The 18,201-nt window shown below is 67.8% G+C and carries 10 protein-coding genes; 1 reads left to right on the top strand and 9 read right to left on the bottom strand.

Annotated features, from left to right (window positions below; genetic code table 11):
* Positions 1-19 precede the first annotated feature (19 nt).
* From LH400_RS15535 to LH400_RS15515, 5 genes are all read right to left on the bottom strand, one after another.
* Positions 20-1,489 carry a sensor histidine kinase gene (locus LH400_RS15535; RefSeq protein WP_229153652.1) on the bottom strand — a complete coding sequence of 490 codons (1,470 nt, stop codon included), beginning with the start codon at positions 1,487-1,489 and terminating at the stop codon, positions 20-22.
* A gap of 243 nt (positions 1,490-1,732) precedes the next feature.
* Positions 1,733-3,805, bottom strand: coding sequence for a penicillin-binding protein 1C (gene pbpC, locus LH400_RS15530; RefSeq protein WP_229153651.1), 2,073 nt, complete (start codon positions 3,803-3,805; stop codon positions 1,733-1,735).
* Between the two features lie 228 nt (positions 3,806-4,033).
* A complete protein-coding gene (locus tag LH400_RS15525; RefSeq protein WP_229154409.1) occupies positions 4,034-9,613 on the bottom strand; it encodes an alpha-2-macroglobulin family protein in 5,580 nt (1,859 codons plus the stop codon).
* 251 nt (positions 9,614-9,864) lie between these two features.
* On the bottom strand, positions 9,865-10,521 hold the full coding sequence (locus LH400_RS15520) for an alpha/beta hydrolase (RefSeq protein ID WP_229153650.1): 657 nt from the start codon (positions 10,519-10,521) through the stop codon (positions 9,865-9,867).
* A gap of 46 nt (positions 10,522-10,567) precedes the next feature.
* Positions 10,568-11,515 (bottom strand): ring-cleaving dioxygenase, encoded by a 948-nt coding sequence (locus tag LH400_RS15515; protein ID WP_229153649.1) that lies wholly within the window; start codon positions 11,513-11,515, stop codon positions 10,568-10,570.
* 214 nt (positions 11,516-11,729) lie between these two features.
* Here LH400_RS15515 and LH400_RS15510 point away from each other — a divergent pair, with 214 nt between their 5' ends.
* Positions 11,730-12,368, top strand: coding sequence for a nucleoside triphosphate hydrolase (locus LH400_RS15510; protein WP_255617593.1), 639 nt, complete (start codon positions 11,730-11,732; stop codon positions 12,366-12,368).
* A 138-nt stretch (positions 12,369-12,506) separates the two neighbouring features.
* Here the strand turns inward: LH400_RS15510 and LH400_RS15505 are convergent, their stop codons facing one another.
* The 4 genes from LH400_RS15505 to LH400_RS15490 form a co-directional block, all read right to left on the bottom strand.
* On the bottom strand, positions 12,507-14,252 hold the full coding sequence (locus LH400_RS15505) for a helicase HerA-like C-terminal domain-containing protein (protein ID WP_229153648.1): 1,746 nt from the start codon (positions 14,250-14,252) through the stop codon (positions 12,507-12,509).
* Between the two features lie 174 nt (positions 14,253-14,426).
* On the bottom strand, positions 14,427-15,467 hold the full coding sequence (gene proX / locus LH400_RS15500; RefSeq protein ID WP_229153647.1) for a glycine betaine/L-proline ABC transporter substrate-binding protein ProX: 1,041 nt from the start codon (positions 15,465-15,467) through the stop codon (positions 14,427-14,429).
* A gap of 175 nt (positions 15,468-15,642) precedes the next feature.
* Positions 15,643-16,575 carry an ABC transporter permease gene (locus tag LH400_RS15495; RefSeq protein ID WP_229153646.1) on the bottom strand — a complete coding sequence of 311 codons (933 nt, stop codon included), beginning with the start codon at positions 16,573-16,575 and terminating at the stop codon, positions 15,643-15,645.
* Between the two features lie 107 nt (positions 16,576-16,682).
* Positions 16,683-17,918, bottom strand: a complete 1,236-nt coding sequence (locus tag LH400_RS15490; protein ID WP_229153645.1) for a quaternary amine ABC transporter ATP-binding protein — start codon at positions 17,916-17,918, stop codon at positions 16,683-16,685.
* Positions 17,919-18,201 lie beyond the last annotated feature (283 nt).

The following is an 18,201-nucleotide window of genomic DNA, read 5'->3' as shown; positions in this document are numbered from 1 at the left end:
CTGGTCACGGCGTTCGTCCTCAGGCAGATTTGATCTCGAGCGGCATTGAAATCCGGAAAGTCGCCCCCTGGTCAAGCGTCGACTCGCACGAGATCACACCGCCTAGGCGATAGGCCAGCGCGCGCACATGCGCCAGTCCAATTCCTTCGCCCGGCTGATCTTGCGCTCCAGATCGCCGAAATAGGTCAAAAATGCGTTCATGATCCTTGGGATCGATGCCGCGGCCATTGTCCTCGATCTCGATGATCGCGCGGTCGCGCTGTGCGGTGCCGCGAACCGTCACCACGCCGGCACGCCCGGGCTTCAGGTACTTCACCGCGTTCTCCACGAGGTTGGAGACGATCTGTTCGATCGCCAGCCGGTCGGTGACGAGCGTCGGCAGCGGCTCGACGCGGATCTCGGCCCCCATCTCGTCGACGCGGTGCTGCATGGTGTCGGCGATCTGTCGGACGATCTCGTTCATATCGACCGGTTCCGGCGTCAGCACCCGGCGCCCCTCGCGCGACAGCCTGAGGATGGCATTGATCAGCCGGTCCATCTTCTGGGTCGAGGAGCGGATGAAGCCGATCGATTCCGGCAGGTCCTCCCGGACGGCGAGCCGGGCCTCTTCGGTGACGATGTCCGGCGCCTCCTCCTCCGCCCGGTCGATCATCTCGCTCAGCGGTCGCGTCGCCGCCTCCAGCTCGCTGGTGAAGCCCATGACGTTGACCAGCGGAGATCTCAGATCGTGCGAGACGATGTAGGCGAAGCGCTGGATCTCGTCATTGGCGCGCTGCAATTCCGACGTGCGGACGGCGACCGCCGATTCCAGATCGGTGTTGAGCAACCGCAGCTGATCGCGCGAGAGGGCAAGCTCTCGCATGTTGCGCCGGGTCGCCGCAATGGTCCCCGCGGCAACGGCGATGAGCAGGACGAAAGCGACGACGAGGATGATGTAGGAGGCGATCACGCCGCGACGCTGGGCCGTCTCGCGTTCGGCAAGGAGCGTTCGCTCCTCCCCGGTCATCTCGCGCGACAGTTCGCGGATCCGCGAGACGATCGAGACATCCTCCTCGTCGAGAATGGTGGCGGCGCTGACGCCGCTGCCGCCGCCGCTCCGGTCAGAAATCGAGTCCCGCAACAGCCTCAGATGCTCCGCATTCAGCCGCTTCAGCTCGGCCAGCCGCCCGATCTGGCTGGGATTGTCCGACACAAGCGCCGAGATCCGCTCCAGCTGCCTCGGCAGTTCGGCGGCCGTTTCCTCGAACGTGGCGAGGAAACGGGAATCGGGCTCGATCAGATAGCCGCGGCGCGCCGTCTCGATCCGCTCCGACAGCGACCTCAGATCGGCGAGCGCGGCCTCGACCTCGAAGGTGTGCGCGACGAGCTCGGTGACGTCCTGGGTCCTCACCAGGATCCAGCCGGCGGTCACCGCCGCGACGACGAGAATGGCGAAGCCCGCGATGACGGCGGTAGCGGATCGCTGGATGGTGCGCCGGACGGTCTGCATCAGGCGAGCCGGCCGATCGGGATCGGCAGAAGGGTAGTCCGGCGCCAAAGACGCGGTTCAAGGCATTCGTCGCGCATCGTTTGCAGGCACCGTCCGGTTCAGTATCGAACGGCTCTGTAGCGCGGCGGGCGCAGCGGCTCAATGGCCGGACATCGCCGGCGCGCAGCGACAAACAAGGGTGCCCGTGCGTTCGCTCGTCTCGCGAATCACGCGGCCCAAATGTTCGCGCGGCAAAGCGGCGGCCTATTCGACGAAGACCCGGCTCGAAGCCGCCGCGCCGGCCGCGTCGACGACGGAGATATCCACGAAGCCCGGTTCGCTCGCCCGCCAGTGAGACTGGCGCCTTACCTCGTTGCGGCCGACCGGCAGGCCGTCGACATACCAGGTGAAAGGCGGTCGGCCATTGCGAACCTTGAGGGCGAGTTCGGCCGCGCTGCCGTCGCGAAGCCCGAGTTCGACATGAGCGGCATTGGGCGGGAACACGATCTCCGGGGCAAGGCCCGAGAGCTTCTGCTCGGCAGCGCGCCCGACGCGGCGCAGCGGCGGCGGCAGGCCGGCACCCGCCGAGGCGAGGATCCCCGGCGGCGGGCCCAAAAGCCGCTCTACCTTGCCGATCCGAGCGAAGACGTCATGCATCACCGGAACGGCCGAATCCTGACCGACGAGGCCTGCGACCGGCGCGCCGTCCGGCCGCCCCAGCCAGACGCCGACGACGTGGCGGCCGTCATAGCCGATGGTCCAGGCGTCGCGGTAGCCATAGGAGGTCCCGGTCTTGTGGGCGATGTCGCCGGGCGATCCCTTGGTGGTGGTGGTCGCACCGGCGAGGATCGAGGTCACGTACCAGGCCGCCTGTTCCGACAGGATGCGCTTACCGATTGTCCCGGCGGCCGCCGACTGTTCGATTTGCAGCGGCATGGCGACGCCGCCATTGGCGATGCCGGCATAGATCCGCACGAGGTCCTCGAGCGTGAGCCCGATGCCGCCGAGGCCGATGGCGAGGCCCGGCAGCGACCGGTCGCCGAGTTCCGGCGTCGCGCCCGCGCGGCGCATGCGGTGGACGAGACGGCTCGGACCGACGCGGCTGAGAAGCTCGACCGCCGGCAGGTTGCGCGACAGCTGCAGGGCGCGGCGCGCGGTGATGACGCCGGCGAAGCTGCCGTCGAAATTCTGCGGCGTATAGCCGGCAAAATCGCCGGGCGAATCGTCGACAAGGCTTTCGGGATGGGCGACGCCGCGTTCGAAGGCTAGCCCGTAGATCAGCGGCTTCAGGGTCGAGCCGGGCGAACGAAGCGCCTGGGTCAGATCGACGAAGCCCTGCCGCTCGCGGTCGAAATAATCGGGCGATCCGACTTCGGCGAGGATTTCCCCGGTCGTGTAGTCGGCGACGACGAGGCCGAGGCTGACGGGCTTCTTGAGCGTCTTCGCCTTCTCGCGCGCATAGGTCTCGAGCCGCGTCTGCAGGCCGGCGTCGATGGTGAGATCGATCCGCATCGCATCCGGCGAGGCGGCATGCAGCCGCTCGGCTGCATGGGCGACGGCCATGGGCATGTCGAGACGCCCGGACGGAATGCGCTCCCGCCTCGCCCGCCCGGCCTCCCTGGCGTCGAGAATGCCAAGGTCCGCCATGCGGGTCAGGACACGGTCGCGGGCGGCCCTGGCGCGTTCGGGAAAGCGATCCGGCCGGTAGCGCTCCGGCGATTGCGGCAGCGCGACGAGAAGCGCCGCCTCCGCCGCGGTCAGCCGTCGCGGTTCCTTGCCGAACAGGGTCAGGCTCGCGGCCCGCACGCCTTCGACATTGCCGCCATAGGGCGCCAGCTGAAGATAGAGCGCGAGGATCTCGGCCTTGGACAGGCGCCGCTCCAGCGCGATCGCCGTCAGCATCTGCTCGCCCTTCGCCGCAAAGCTCCCCGTCGGCAAGGACTTCAGGATGCGCGCGACCTGCATGGTCAGGGTCGAGCCGCCGGAGACGATATGGCCGCTGGATACGGACTGAAAGACGGCGCGCAGGAGCGCGAGGCCGTCGATGCCGCCATGCTCGGCGAAGCGCTTGTCCTCCCAGGCGAGCAGCATTGTCAGGAAGCGCGGATCGACCGATCCCGCAGTCGCCGCGAGCCGCCAGCGCCCGTCGGAGACTGGGAACGGGCGCAGGAGCGCGCCGTCCCGCGCGACCACCTCCACCCCGACCTCGGGTGGCTGGAACGCGGCGAGCCGTCGCGCGACCGCCGCCTCGAAGGCCGAATAGCTCCAGAGCACAGCGACGAGAAGAAGGAGAAGCCCCAGGAGACCCGCCTGGGCCGAGCGGCGCAGTGCGGACATGTCAGCGGAACCTCGACCCTGTCCGGGCGAAGGTCAGGACAAGCGTCCCCTGATCGCTGCAAGTGTGGTGGCGCAACACCGAACGACGGATGATCGACCGACCACCGTCGGTCCGGAAGCGGCTCGTAGGGCTCTGGCGGCGACCGGCTCCCGTCGCTTCACGGCAGGGCAAGCCCGCCGCGAGGGTGAAGCGGGCGCACCTTGCGAGCGCCCGCCTGCGCACTTGTCTCATTTGAGCGGCCCGATCACCTCGACCCCGCCGGCATCGGTGCGTCCGCGCCGGGTCGGGTCGTACATGTTTTCCACGACGGCGGCCGGATGGTCGAAGGTGCCCGGCGAGACCGCCCGCACGATATAGGCGAAGCGGCGCGTCGCCGTGTCGCCGTCGCCCTGGTTGACGGCGGCGAGGAAGCGGTCGGCGCGGAACTCCGTATGAGCGGCCTCTCCGGACAGTTCCAGCCAGTCGAGCGCGGCGACGTCGCCGCCCTTGAGGATCGCGGGATTGTCGATCTCGAGGCCCGCCGGCAGCGGATCGTTGATCATCAGCCGGGCAGGCCCGGTGTCGATCGGCGTGACTTCGACGACGGCGACCAGACGGTCGCCCTGTCCGATCTGCGAAGGATCGGCCTGCGTCCCCTCGAGCGTGTAGTAGCTGCGGCTGATCGCATAGCCGTCGACCGAGGCCGGAGGCGTCACCTCCGGCACGCCCCTCAGCGTCACCCGAGCCGACAGCGGCGCCGGGCCGCGATTGGCGATGTCGAGGCCGGCGGCGAGCGACTGCGCGTCGAAGGCGGCGGCATAGGGCCCGTCGACATTCTTGCCGGCGACGGTCAATTGCGGCGGCTGGCGGGTGAGGAGGGCATGGGCGGCAAGCAGCGACCAGACGTCCTCCTGGGTGGATGTATAGCGCTTGCTCTGGCGCTCGGCATTGACCTGCCGCACGAGGCCGTCGAAGGCGACGCCGTCGATCGCCGTCTCCAGGCCCAGCGTCAGCACCGCGGCGTCGTCGCGCAGCGCCGTGCCGTAGTCCGTCCGCAGACGGTTTGACGTGTAGCCGTTGGTCGCCTGATCGACCGCCCTCCGGAACACGGTCTCGGCCCGCGTCCGGTCGCCATAGAGCGCCAGCGCGGCCGCCATCTGGGCCTTGGCGAGCGGTGTCGGCAGGCTGTCCACCTGATTGTCGACATAATAGCGCAGGTCACCGATCGCGGCCCGGCCGTTGCGGGCGAGGACGTAATAGGCATAGGCGACCGGGCCCCAGTCCGGCTGGTCCGGCAGATAGGCGAGGCTGTTGCGCAGATTGTCGATGGCGAGGGAGAAGCCTTCCTCCGGAACCTTGTAGCCGGTTTCGCGCGCCCTCGTCAGAAAGTCGGTGACATAGGCGTCGAGCCAGAGATCGCCGGAATCGGGCTGCCACAACCCGAAGCTGCCGGACGAGGACTGGTTGGCGAGAACGGCGGTCACCGCGTCCTCCACCCGCTTCGTCACGTCCTCGGTGGCGCCGAGCCCGGCGGCGAGGATGGTCTTGTCGAGATAGACGAGCGGCAAAGCCCGCGACGTCAGCTGTTCGGTACAGCCATAGGGATAGCGGTCGAGCGCCCGGACGACCCCGGCGACGTCGAACTCGGTCGCCCCGGCGATCGACAGCGTCGCCTTGCCGGTGCCGGGAACATAGCCGGCGAAGAGATCCGGCGAGAGGGCCAGCCGTCCGCCATTGGCCGCCACCGTCACGACGCTCTTGTCGACGGTTTCCGGCGCGATCGAGCGAACGGGAAGCCGGAAGTTCTTTCTAAGCGTCTCGCCGTTCGGCATGGTCAGGGCCAGGTCGAAGGCGGCGTCGCCGATCGCCTCGGCCTTCACCGGCACGAGCATGCGCTCATGGCCGCCGTCGGCGATTTCGATCGTCCGGTCGGCCTCGCCGCCGAGGCTGGCGATCCCGGCGCCGCCCGACAGGACCACATGGGTGCGGCCGGTCGGACCCTCGACATGGGTAAGATCGATGGCGATCCGCGAAGTGTCGCCGGGCGAGAGGAAGCGCGGACGGCTGACCGCCATGACGATCGGGTCGCGGACGATCATGTCGGCACTGGCCTCGCCGACCCCGGTCTTCGACCAGGCCATCGCCATCAGCTTCAAGGTGCCGTTGAAGTCGGGCACGTCGAGCGGGATCACCACCTTGCCGTCGTCGCCGACGGTGACCGGGCCGGAATAGCGGGCGACGAGGTCGTCCATCGGCGGCGGCGATTCATAGCTCGCGCCGGCATCGCCGCCGGAGCGGACGGTGCCGGGGGCGCCCTGGGTGCGGTCGATCAGCTTCGAATAGAGGTCGCGGATCTCGACGCCCAGACGCCGCTTGCCGAAGTAGAACCCCTTCGGCGAGGGCGGATCGAACCGGGTGACGTTGAGGATGCCGACATCGACGGCGGCGAGCGTCACATAGGCGGTCTCGCCGGGCTTCACGCCGCCGACGTCGAGCGAGACGTTGATGCTCTGGCGCGGCGCGATCTTGTCCGGCGCCGCGATCGACACCGACAGGGCTCGGTCGCCGGGATCGACGCTGGCATGGGCGAGACCGATCGCCCGGCCGGGCATGCGCTTTTCGTCGAGATCCATCGGACGGTAGACGACCGCCGCGATATAGACGCCCGGCCCCCAGTCGCGGGTGACCTCGAGCGTCACGTCGCCGCCGTTCTCGCCGATATCGGCGGTCTTGGAGGCGACGACGCGTTCGTCCATGACGAAGACTTCGGCCTTGCCGGCAAAGCGCGGCTCGATGTGAACCGTGGCGGTGTCGCCGACCTTGTACTGCGGCTTGTCGAGCGAGACCCGGGCGGTATCGGGCGTGTCCAGGGAGGCCGCCGCGACATACCAGCCGGCGTAGAAGGTCACGCTGGCCGGCACCGCTTCGTCCGACGGGTCGCTCAGCGTCAGCTCGTACTCGCCCCATTCCACCGGCGCCTCGATGGCAGCCGGCTGGTCGGGGGAGATCTCGACGGTGCCGCTGGCGACCCGGGCCGTCGAACGGATCGGCTCGTAGTTCCAGCCGCTGCCGGTCGAGTACCACTGGAAGCGGGTCGTCACCTTCTTCAAAACCCAGTCGGCCTTTGGCAGCGCCATGCGCATGCGGTCGGCACCGATGGCGATGACGTCGAAGGCGGCGAGCGAATTCTCGGCGACGTCGCCGTCGACGCGCGGCTTGATGCCGAGACGCGGCTTGGAACCTGCAAGCGGCAATTCGGTCGTCTTTTCCACCGGCCGCCCGCCGGCATCGACGACGCGCACCTGCAGCGAGGCAGAGAGCGGCCGCGTGGTCACCGGCGGATCGAAGGCGACCGGTGCGATCTCGGCTGCACCGGTCTCGTCGGTGGTGGCGACGTCGAAGGGCTGGCGCGTCGCCGTCGTCTCGTCGGTGGCAAGTCCGAAGGAATAGCCCGGGAAGCCGTCGATCGAGGAGGTCGAGGTCAGCACCGCCTCGCCGTTCACTTCCAGACCGCCCGCCGGTGCGCCGAAGAGATAGCGCGCGGATACGTCGATCACCGGCGGCGACGCGGGGTCGAGCACCTTGGCGTCGATCGTCAGGTCGAAATCGATCTTCTGGGGCTCGAAATCCTCGACGAGGAAGCTGGCCTCGGCGAGCGCCGGCTGCTTGGGATCTGTGTGGAGTGCGACCTTCCACACGCCGCGCTGGGCGCTCGGCGGCAAGGCGACGGGAAAGGAATAGCCGCCCGCGCCGAAGTCCGAGACCTGCGATCGAGCGTGCTCGACGCCATCCGGCCGGGTGACGATCTCGGTCAGGGTCAGGCCGGTGATCGCGATCCCTTGAGAATCCCGCGTCATCGCCGTCAGATAGGCGGTGTCGCCGGCGCGGTAGATGCCGCGCTCGGGCGTGATGAACACGTCGAGCGGCCCGGCCGGCGCCCGCCCGTCGACGCCTCTGTCGGTGAGGTCGAAGGGCGAGGCGGTGAGATCCAGGAAGACGAAGTCAGACTTCTGACGGTTCGCCGTCAGCACCGCCGGCCGTTCGCCGCCGGTGCCGCGCAGAAGGCCCGCGGGAAAGCGCGCATGGCCGGACGCGTCGGTCCTGGCCGTGCCGAGCACCTGATTGTTGGCGGCGACGAGGCCGAGATCGACCTCGCCCAAGGGGGCGGCGCTGCCGAGCGAGCGGGCGACGACATGAAAGCCGTCCGAGGCCGAGAAGGTGGTCAGGCCGATGTCGGAGACGACGAACCACTGCGTCGCCGAGGTGTCCTGGTATTTCGGGCCATTCTTGGCCGTCGCCGTCAGGACGTAGACGCCCGGCTTCAGATCCGGCGCGATCGCCGAGACGGGGATCGCCGTCACCACTTCCCGGTTGAGGTCGCGCACGACGTCGACCCTGCCCTGCCAGACGTCCTCGCCGGACTGGTCGGTGATGTCCTGCACCTGGTATTGGGAAAGCTCGCGCAGGAAGCGCTCGCCGCCGATCGCGTCGGTGAGGCCGCGCTCGTCGATCCGCTGCAGCTTGGCTTCCAGCTCGGCGGTGTTGATCGTGGTGACCGGAATGGTGGCGTTGCCGCCGGCCGGCAGGACATAGGCGTTGGTCGCGAACCGCACCGAGGGATCGCGATCCTTGACGTAGATGTCGAGGACGGCCTGCTTGGGCAGCGTCTCGCCGTCGACCGAGGTGATGCCCGGCCGCGCGACGATATGATAGCGCTCGCCGTGCTTGACGCCCTCGACGCACATCTGCGTGCCGCTGGCCGTCACCGGCAGCGTGTCGCCGCCCTCGACGCCGAGATAGTCGCCGGGGTTCTCGGCGCTGGTCAGCTTGGCCGAAAGCGCGTCCGAGAAGGTCAGGCAGATACGCGGATTGGCGGCGTTGTTGTCGATCGTGTGGTCGACGATCCGGAAGCCGTGGGCGGCAACGACGGAATCGAGCTGGGCGACCACCGTGGGCTCCTCGGCGAGCGCCAAGCTCTTCCGGTAGCTCCGGATCGCCTGCTTCCAGTCGCTGGCCGAGGCGAAGCCGTCGCCGAGCTTGGCGAGCGCGGCGGCCCGCTCCGCGTCGCTGGCCGAGGTCAGATAGGCGTTGATCGCCGCGTCCGACCGCAGCTGCGCGTTCTCCATCCGCTTCTGGTAATCGTCGGGCGAGTAGTTCAGCGCCGCCTGCGCCAGTCCGTTCCAGGCACGGTGGTTGAGCGGCTCGTGTTTCAGAACTTCGCTGTAGTACTCGATCGCCGACTGGTAGGTGAGCGCGGCTCCTGCCTTGGCGGCGAGATCCTGGACCGTCAGCGACGCGGCATTCGGATCGCGATCGGCGCTGGCGAGCGCCAGCCGCCGCCGCTTGGCTTCGTCTAGCGCCGCACGCGCCAGAAAGTCGAGATCGGCGACCCGCGTCTCGACGCTGGTCTCGTCGATCGCGGGCGCCTCGACGATCCGGCCGGACGTGGCGCCGGCGACGGTGCGCAGCTCACCCAATCCTTCCTTCATGAAGCACCAGCCGGTGCGTTCGTTAAGGGTGAAGGCCAGGCAGCGCTTGTCGGCGACGCAGGCGGCGGAGCATTGGTCGACGCCCACATCCTTCAGAACGTCGTAGTCGCGCCCGAAATAATCCGCGCCCTTGGTCACGACGATCTGGCGGGTGCCCGCACCTGTCGCAAGCGCGCCGCCTTGGGCGGCCTCGGGCGTGACGGTCTCGACCTGGGCGCCGGCGGACCCCTCGGGTCCCGGTCCCGACTTCTTCTCCGCCGCGAGCGTCGGCGCGGACAAGACCGCCAAGGCGAAAATCGCCGCCGCACCGACGGCACGAAACTTGCCGAGCCACGTCATAGATCGCACCTTGTCCAGCCTCGCCCCGGCCGGAACTTACGCCGTCTCAATGCCGTTCGCCAGCGAAATGACGATACGTCACAGCTTGTTCGCCGAGAGGGCGCGATCCTGTGATTCTGCAAGGGCTTGGCGCGATCGCCGGGCCGGGCCGACGGCCGGGCCCGGCGGTCCGGCGGCTTGCTTCTCGAAGTCGTGAAGCCGTCCCCGCACCACCGGCGGACGCGCCGCCGACGAGCTATTGTTCTGCGGGATCAGGCCGTCAGACCGGCAAGAAGCGCCTCAGCCTCTGCGATCTCGTCGGCATTGATACCGTGCCCGGCCTGCGGATAGAGCGTCGTCTTCACCTTCGCGCCGCGATCTTCCAGATGCGCCGCCGTCTCGCGCACCCGAAGCGCCGGGATGAACGGGTCCTCGGCGCTGCAGCCGAGGAAGACGGCGAGCCCGTCGAGGCGCGACGTCTCCGGCCGGTTCGCAGCATCAGTGCCGATCAACCCGCCGGAAAAGCCGATCGCGCCGGCGACGCGTCCGGCATTGCGCGCGACATATTCGAGCGACAGGCAGGCGCCCTGCGAGAAGCCGGCGATCGCCACCCTGTCGCGGCCGAAGCCGCCGTCGCCGAGGCCGGTGAGGATCTTGTCGATCCGCTTCAGCGCCTCCGACAGATAGGGCTCGTTGGCCTCCACCGGCTCGGTGAAGGGCCGCGGATACCAGGCGCCGCCATCTGCCTGCGGCGCCACATAGGCGATGTCCGGCACCCGCAGCACCTGGGCGATGCCGAGGATGTCCTCGGCGCTCGCGCCGCGCCCGTGGAGGCAGAGGACCGCCAGTTTCGCCGTTTCCAGCGGCGCGCCGGCAAGCCGCAGTTTCTGGGCGGCGAGCATGCGGGTCAGGGCGTCGGTCATGGCCATGGTGATCCTCCTTTGCGAATAGGCGTCTTTGCGAAATTTCCGCCGCTCAGTCGAGCGGCTTCAGCTTTGCCTCGATCGAAGCGCGCCGGCCTTCCAGGAACGGCGGCAGGGACAGCGACTGGCCGAGGCTCTCCATCGGCTCGTCGACGGCGAAGCCCGGCCCGTCGGTCGCGATCTCGAAGAGCACGCCGTTCGGCTCGCGGAAATAGAGCGAGCGGAAATAGTAGCGCTCGACCTCGCCGCTCGACGGCACGCGGTAGCTCTTCACCCGCTCGGTCCACTCGTGCAGCGCCTCGACGCTCGGCGTGCGGAAGGCGACATGGTGGACGCCGCCGGCGCCCTGGCTTGCAGGCGAAAGATGCGGCTCGACCGCGACGTGGAGTTCGGCCGCCGGGCCGCCCTCGCCCATCTCGAAGACGTGGACGGTGGCGCCCGCCGCCTCATAGGTCCGCGCCTGACGCATGTTCATCAGCACCGTCAGCACCGGCTCGGTGCGCGCGAGATCCGGCACCGAGATGGTGATCGGCCCGAGGCCGCGGATCTGGTGCTCGGCCGGAACGGTGCTCGCATCCCAGGGATTGGCCTCGCCGGCGCCGCCGTCGACCACCAGCCGCAGCCGCTGGCCCTCCGGATCCTCGAAGTCGAGGCTCTGCCGCCCGTCGAGTTCGCGGATCTCGCCGAGCGTCACGTCGGCCTTCGCCAGCCTGTCGTGCCAATAGGCGAGGCTTTCGGGACCCGCCACCCGCAGGCCGGTGCGCGAGATCGAATGCGTGCCGCGCGTCTCGCGCGGGGCCGGCCAGTCGAAGAAGGTGATGTCGGTACCCGGCGAGGCTTTGCCGTCGGCGTAGAACAGGTGGTAGGCGCTGGTGTCGTCCTGGTTCACCGTCTTCTTGACGAGGCGCAGGCCGAGGACGTCGGTGTAGAACTTCACGTTCCCCGGTGCGTCGGCGGTGATCGCCGTGAGGTGATGGATGCCGGTCAGTGACAGGGTCATTGATGTCGCTCCTTGCCCTTCGATGTCTGGAGCGAAATAAGCGAATTTGCGGGGCAGATTGGAAGACGCCGGTTCGTGACGAATCGTCTTCCTTTTGTGAACGGCCGTTGCGCATTTCGTGACGAACGCCCCTCACCCGGGCGTACCGGCCGACTCCCTGGCACGGCATGGGCCAGGTAAATCCGGGACGAAGCGCGGAGGGGAGAGAGATCCGATGACCGAGACCATAACGATGGAAGCCCTCGCCCGAAGGATCGTCGATCGCGCGGCCTCAGGCCGCATCGCCGTCGCGATCGCCGGCGCGCCGGGTTCCGGCAAGAGCACGGTCTCCGAGCACCTGCGCGATGAGATCAACGCCGCCGCACCGGGCCTCGCCGAGATCCTGCCAATGGACGGCTTCCACTATGACGACATGGTGCTGGAGGCGCGCGGGCACCGGCCCCGCAAGGGCGCGCCGCACACATTCGACGTCGACGGCTTGGCCGCGACGCTCGGACGGCTCCTCGCCGATAACGGCCGCGAGGTCGCCGTTCCGGTCTTCGACCGGTCGATCGAGATCGCCCGCGCCGGCGCCCGGATCATCGGGCCGCAGGCGCGCGTGATCCTCGTCGAGGGCAACTACCTCCTCCTCGACGATCCCGCCTGGGCGGAGCTTCGCGACCACTTCGCCCTCACCGTCATGCTGGACGTGCCGGAAGAGGTGCTGACCCGCCGGCTGACCGAGCGCTGGACCGGCTACGGCCTGTCCGGCGAAGCACTCCGCACGAAGATGGAAGGCAACGACCTGCCGAATGTGCGGCTGGTGCTGGAAAAGAGCGTGCCGGCGGATGTGAGGCTGGCGAATGCGGGGTGAGGCGACGGTCCGTTCGCTCGGATCGGCAAGGCAACCTTCGGCTCCCCCCTCTGCTCCGTTGGCGAGAGAGTATGACACGCGGCGATGATCTCTCGCGCAGCAGGATCAGCGGCCGGCTGCAAGCGTCGGCCGCTTCCCTCACCGTCCCCGCTTCAAGCTCCCCAGGATCCCCCGCACGATCGCCGTCGTCACCGTCGAGGCGACGGTGCGGCCGACCTGTTTCATGATCGTCTCGGTGACCGTCTGGCGCTGATAGCCTGACGATCCCGAGGAGCGGGTCGAGCGCCGGCGCGGCGCGGTTCTGCGACGGGGCGCCGCGTCATACTCCTCAACGTCCTCCGTATCGTCGCGCCCGCCGCCGCCGAGGCCGAAATCGGGGATCTGGAAGCCGGTGCGTGTGCGTCTGACGGTGCCGCCTCCCCCGCCGCCGCTGGCGCCGCCCCAGGGCCCGCGCCCATCATTCTCGGGTTCCGCTGCTCTTCGCCGGGCGGCTTCGGCCTTCGCGGCGAGGTCGTCGTTGCGGCGCCGCTCGGCGGCTTCCGCTTCGCGTCGGCGCTCCTCCTCCTCGCGCTTCAACTCCGCATCGGCGCGGCCGATCAGGATCTCATAGGCCGATTCCCGGTCGATCGCGTGGTCGTACTGGCCGGCGACCGGGCTCTGGCGCATCGTCTCGGCCCGCTCCTCGTCGGTGACCGGGCCGAGCCGTGCCGCCGGCGGACGGATCAGCGTGCGCTCGACCACCGAGGGCACGCCGCCCTTCTGAAGTGTCGAGACCAGCGCCTCGCCGACGCCGAGCCTGGTGATCGTCTCATAGGCGTCGAAATCCGGATTCGGGCGGAAGGTCTCGGCGGCGGCCTTCACAGCCTTCTGCTCGCGCGGCGTATAGGCACGCAGCGCATGCTGGACGCGGTTGCCGAGCTGGGCGAGGACGCCGTCGGGCACGTCGAGCGGGTTCTGGGTGACGAAATAGACGCCGACGCCCTTGGAGCGGATCAGCTTCACCACCTGTTCGACCCGTTCGAGCAGGATCTGAGGCGCGCCGTCGAACAGGAGATGCGCCTCGTCGAAGAAGAGGACGAGCTTCGGCTTCTCGGGATCGCCGACTTCGGGCAGTTCCTCGAAGAGTTCCGAGAGCAGCCAGAGCAGGAAGGTCGCGTAGAGCCGCGGGTTGAGCATGAGCTTGTCGGCGGCGAGCACGTTGACGACGCCGCGCCCGTCCCGGTCGGTCTTCATCAGGTCCGATATCTGCAGCGCCGGCTCGCCGAAGAAGCTTGCCGCCCCCTGCTGTTCGAGGACGAGGAGCGAGCGCTGGATGGCGCCGACCGACGCCTTGGCGACGTTTCCGTAGAGCTTGGAAATCTCGGCGGAATTCTCCGCGAGATGGGCGAGCATCGCCTGCAGGTCCTTCAGGTCGAGGAGGAGCAGCCCCTCCTCGTCAGCGATCTTGAAGGCGATGTTGAGAACGCCCTCCTGCGCATCGGTGAGGTTCATCAGCCGGGCGAGCAGCAGCGGACCCATTTCCGAGATGGTGGACCGCACGGGATGGCCCTTCTCGCCGAAGATGTCCCAGAAGACGGTCGGGAAGAAGTCGTTGTAATAGGGGTCGAGGCCGATCTCGGCGGCGCGCTTGACGAGGAATTCCTTTGCCTCGCCGCGCCGGGAAATGCCGGAGAGATCGCCCTTGATGTCGGCGCAGAAGACCGGAATGCCGGCTTCCGAAAAACCCTCGGCGAGGATCTGCAGCGTCACCGTCTTGCCGGTGCCGGTCGCCCCGGTGACGAGGCCGTGCCGGTTGGCGAGCTTCAGGGCCAGATATTCGCCCTGTTTCACCGCGTCGTCCGGGCCGCGGCTTGAGCCGAGATAGATCCGCAACTCGTCCGCCATGCCAGGCCCTCCCCTTGTCGGCGAGCCACTATACGGCGGGGATCGGCCGGAACAAGCGGACTTCGCGCCGCGGCGGCGCGCTCTCCACGTTCCCTCCAAACGCAAGGCGGGCGGACCCGGAGGCCCGCCCGCTCTCAGCTCAGTCGGTTCGTCGCCGGATGTCCGGCGCTGCAATCAGCCCTTGGCCGCGTCGCGCGCGTTCTTCAGCCAGCCGTCGACCTCGTCCTGATGGTCGGAGATCCACTGGGTCGCCTGCTTCTTGATGTCTTCGGCCTTGTCGGCGCCTTTGTTCATCTGCGCGTTCTGCGAGAAGATGTCCGCCAGCGGGACCGAGACTTCCTCGATCAGCGTCTTGGCCGCGGGGTTGTTCTTCAGGAAGTCGGAATTGACCACCGGCTGGATGTCGTTGGCCGGCCAGCCGAGGCGGCACGGATCCTCGACGCAGCCGTCGACGCCCTTCACCGTGGCGGCGTCGGCGAGATTCATCTGGTTCTCGGGCAGCGCGATCTTCTCCGGCGTCTCGATCCAGACGACGTCCTTGCCCGGCTTCAGCTCGTTCACCGTCCAGTTCGGCGTCCAGGTGTAGAACAGGATCGGATTGCCCTGGCCGTAGGCGGCGATCGCATCGGCCATCGAGGCCGAATAGGCGGCCTTGATCGGGTTGATGTTGTCGCGCAGCTTGTAGGCGTCGAGCTGGTGGCTGATCACCTCCTCGCAGCCCCAACCCGGAGGGCAGGCGACCATGTCGGCCTTGCCGTCGCCATTGCGGTCGAAGGCCTTCTGAATCTCCGGCTTCTTGAAGTCGTCGAGGGTCTTGATGTCGTACTTTTCGGCCGAGGCCTTGTCGACGAGATAGCCCTGCAGCGCGCCGCCCTTGGCGACGTAGCCGAGCTTCTCGGCACCCTGCGAGAAGGCGTCCTCATAGGTGTTGTGCAGCGGGAACCAGCCGTTCACCCACATGGTGACGTCGCCCTGGCCGACGGCCTGGTAGAAGGCCGGTGCGTCGAGCGTCACCGGATCGGAGACGTCGTAGCCGAGCTTTTCGAGAAGCTGCGTGTAGATCTCGGCGGTGAACCAGCCGGTGTCCCAGGTGGCGCGCGCCATCTTCACCGAAACGCCCTCGCCGGGCATGTCCTGTGCGCTGGCAGCGAGAGGGCTGGCGAAGGCGAGGCCGATGGCCGCTGCGGTCGCGAGGAATGTGGTCTTTCCGGACATCAAGAACGGACTCCTTTTATCGAGGTTCGGATTGTCTTCCGAGGTCTCTCGTTCCGCCGGGTGGCGGAACGCTCATGGCGCGGCGAACGCGCCTGATCGGCGCGGCAGCCGCGCCGGTGATCACGACGGCGCCTGCCGCAAGCGGGGCGCGCGCGTGAAACCTTGTGCCATCGGCCTATTCGGCAGGCTCGGCGCGGCGGGAGCCGACCGCCATCGGCCGGAACAGCTTGCCGAGCGTCTCGCGCACCGAGGTCCGGGCACCGATCGGCTTCTTCTCGCCGAGCCCCTGCGTGATTCGGTCGAGCACGATGGCGAGGAGGACGATGCCGACGCCGCCGGCCGTCGCCGTGCCGACGTCGAGACGGCCGAGGCCGGTGTTGACGACGAGGCCGAGCCCGCCGGCGCCGATCAGCGCGGCGATCACCGACATCGAGAGCGCCAGCATCAGGGTCTGGTTGAGGCCGGCCATGATGGTTCTCAGCGCCAGCGGAAGCTGGACCTCCCAGAGCGTCTGGCTCCGCGTCGCACCGAAGGAATTGGCCGCCTCGATCAGATCGCCGCGTACATTGCGGATGCCGAGATTGGTGAGGCGGATGATCGGCGGGAGGGCGAAGATGATGGTCGCGATGACGCCCGGCACCATGCCGACGCCGAAGAGCATCACGATCGGCACGAGATAGACGAAGGAGGGGATCGTCTGCATCACATCGAGGACCGGCCGGATGACCGCCAGGAACCGATCGCTGCCGGCCGCGGCGATTCCGACCGGCACGCCGATGATGACGCAGAACACCACCGAGGTGACGATCATCGAAAGCGTCGTCATCATGTCCGACCACAGGCCGATCATGTCGACGAAGAAGAAGGCCAGCACGGTGAAGATCGCGACGCCGCGGCTGGCGGCGCGCCAGGCGATGAAGGCGAAGATCGCGGTGATGAGCAGCATCGGGACGGTGTTGAGCAACCAGTCGAGATTGTTCATCACGATGTGGACCGGTTCCTGCGCCGCGCGGAAGAACGGTCGGAAATTCGGCACGAGGAAGCCTCGCACGAAACTCTGCACCCAGTCGTCGAAAGGAATATGGACGTAGTCCGAAGGACTGAACATCGCTATCGTCGCTCTCCGTGTCGGAACGTGTCAGGTCATTGGGCGGCCGCGCCGACAGGGGCGCGGCGGCAATGGCCGGTCGGGCCGGCCGGTCTTCTTCGCGGCGCCTATTCGGCCGCCACCGGTGTGTCTTCCACCTCGTCCTCGTTCGGCCCGCGGCCGAGCTCGGCGAAGATCGCCTTGCTTTCGACGACACCCGCCAGCCTTCCGTCCTCGGACAGGACCGCGATCGGCAGGCCCGATTTCGCCAGCGGATAAAGATCGCTGATCGGCGTCGTCTCGCGGGTCGAGGGGAAATTGGCTATCATCGCGCCCGAGACGTCCGCGGAGGGTTCGAGACCGGCAAGGTCGCGATAGGTGAGGATGCCGACGGGCTTGCCGTCCTCGACCACATAGACGGCGTCGCGGCCCGCCGCATCCATCGCCGACAGCGCCGAAGACCGGGTCAGGCTCGCGCGCTCCACCGGATTGGCAGGGCGCGCGACGCGACGTGCCTTGAAGACGCGCGAGCGGTCGATGTCCTTGGTGAAGGCCGCGACATAGCCGTCGGCCGGGTTGCCGACGATGTCCTCGGCGGTGCCGACCTGGACGAAGCGCCCACCCTTCATGATGGCGATCTTGTCGCCGAGGATCAGCGCCTCGTTGAGGTCGTGGGTGATGAAGACGATGGTCTTGTTCAGCGTCTTCTGCAGCTGGACCAGCTCGTCCTGCATGTCGCGGCGGATCAGCGGGTCGAGCGCGCCGAAGGGCTCGTCCATCAACAGGACTTCCGGCTCCGCGGCAAGGCCGCGCGCCAGGCCGACGCGCTGCTGCATGCCGCCCGAAAGCTGTTCGGGATAGCTGTCGGCATAAGCGCCGAGCCCGACCTGCTCCAGCGCCCGCATCGAGCGCTCGTGCCGCTCACTGGCGCCGACGCCCTTGATCTTCAAGCCGAAGGCGACGTTGTCGATGACGCTCTTGTGGGGAAACAGCGCGAAATGCTGGAAGACCATCGCGATCTTCTCGCGGCGGATCGACCGGATCTCCTCATCCGAGGCCTTCGCCACATTGGCGCCGTCGATCAAAATGTCTCCCGACGTCGGCGGGATCAGTCCGTTCAGCATCCGGATCAGGGTCGACTTGCCGGAACCAGACAGTCCCATCACCACGAAGATCTTGCCTGGCTCGATGTCGAAATTGACGTCCTGCACGCCGACCGTATTACCGGTCTCGGCAAGGATTTCCTCCTTCGTACGGCCCGCGTTCAGAAGTCGCAGCGCCTCGTCCGGAGAATCCCCGAAGATCTTGTACAGGTTTCGAATGCTGAGCTTGGCTTCCATGGACCCGTGAAATCTGGATTTCATCTGAGCACTGAGCCTGCGACACGTCGCGAAAGCCAAGCGCTACGATCTGCACGAGCCAGAACTGTGCGTCCGGCTCGGCAGCTAGCCCCAAACTTGACGATCCAACCGGGTATGGCAACCCCCATGGCTACCTAAATTTCGCCATTTTCTGCGTTCCAGCGGCGATATTCGCCAGTTTACCGACACGAATGCCTTTCACACCGGAGGGTTAGCGACATCGCGGACAGAAGGTGCCGATACAGCCCCCGCCAGGACGTGCGGCATCGTCGCGGCTCCGGCGGCC

It is taken from the genome of Jiella soli (assembly GCF_020615385.1).
In the GTDB taxonomy this organism is placed as follows: Bacteria; Pseudomonadota; Alphaproteobacteria; order Rhizobiales; family Rhizobiaceae; genus VKMB-3413.
This window is presented reverse-complemented; position numbering and strand designations above follow the sequence as displayed.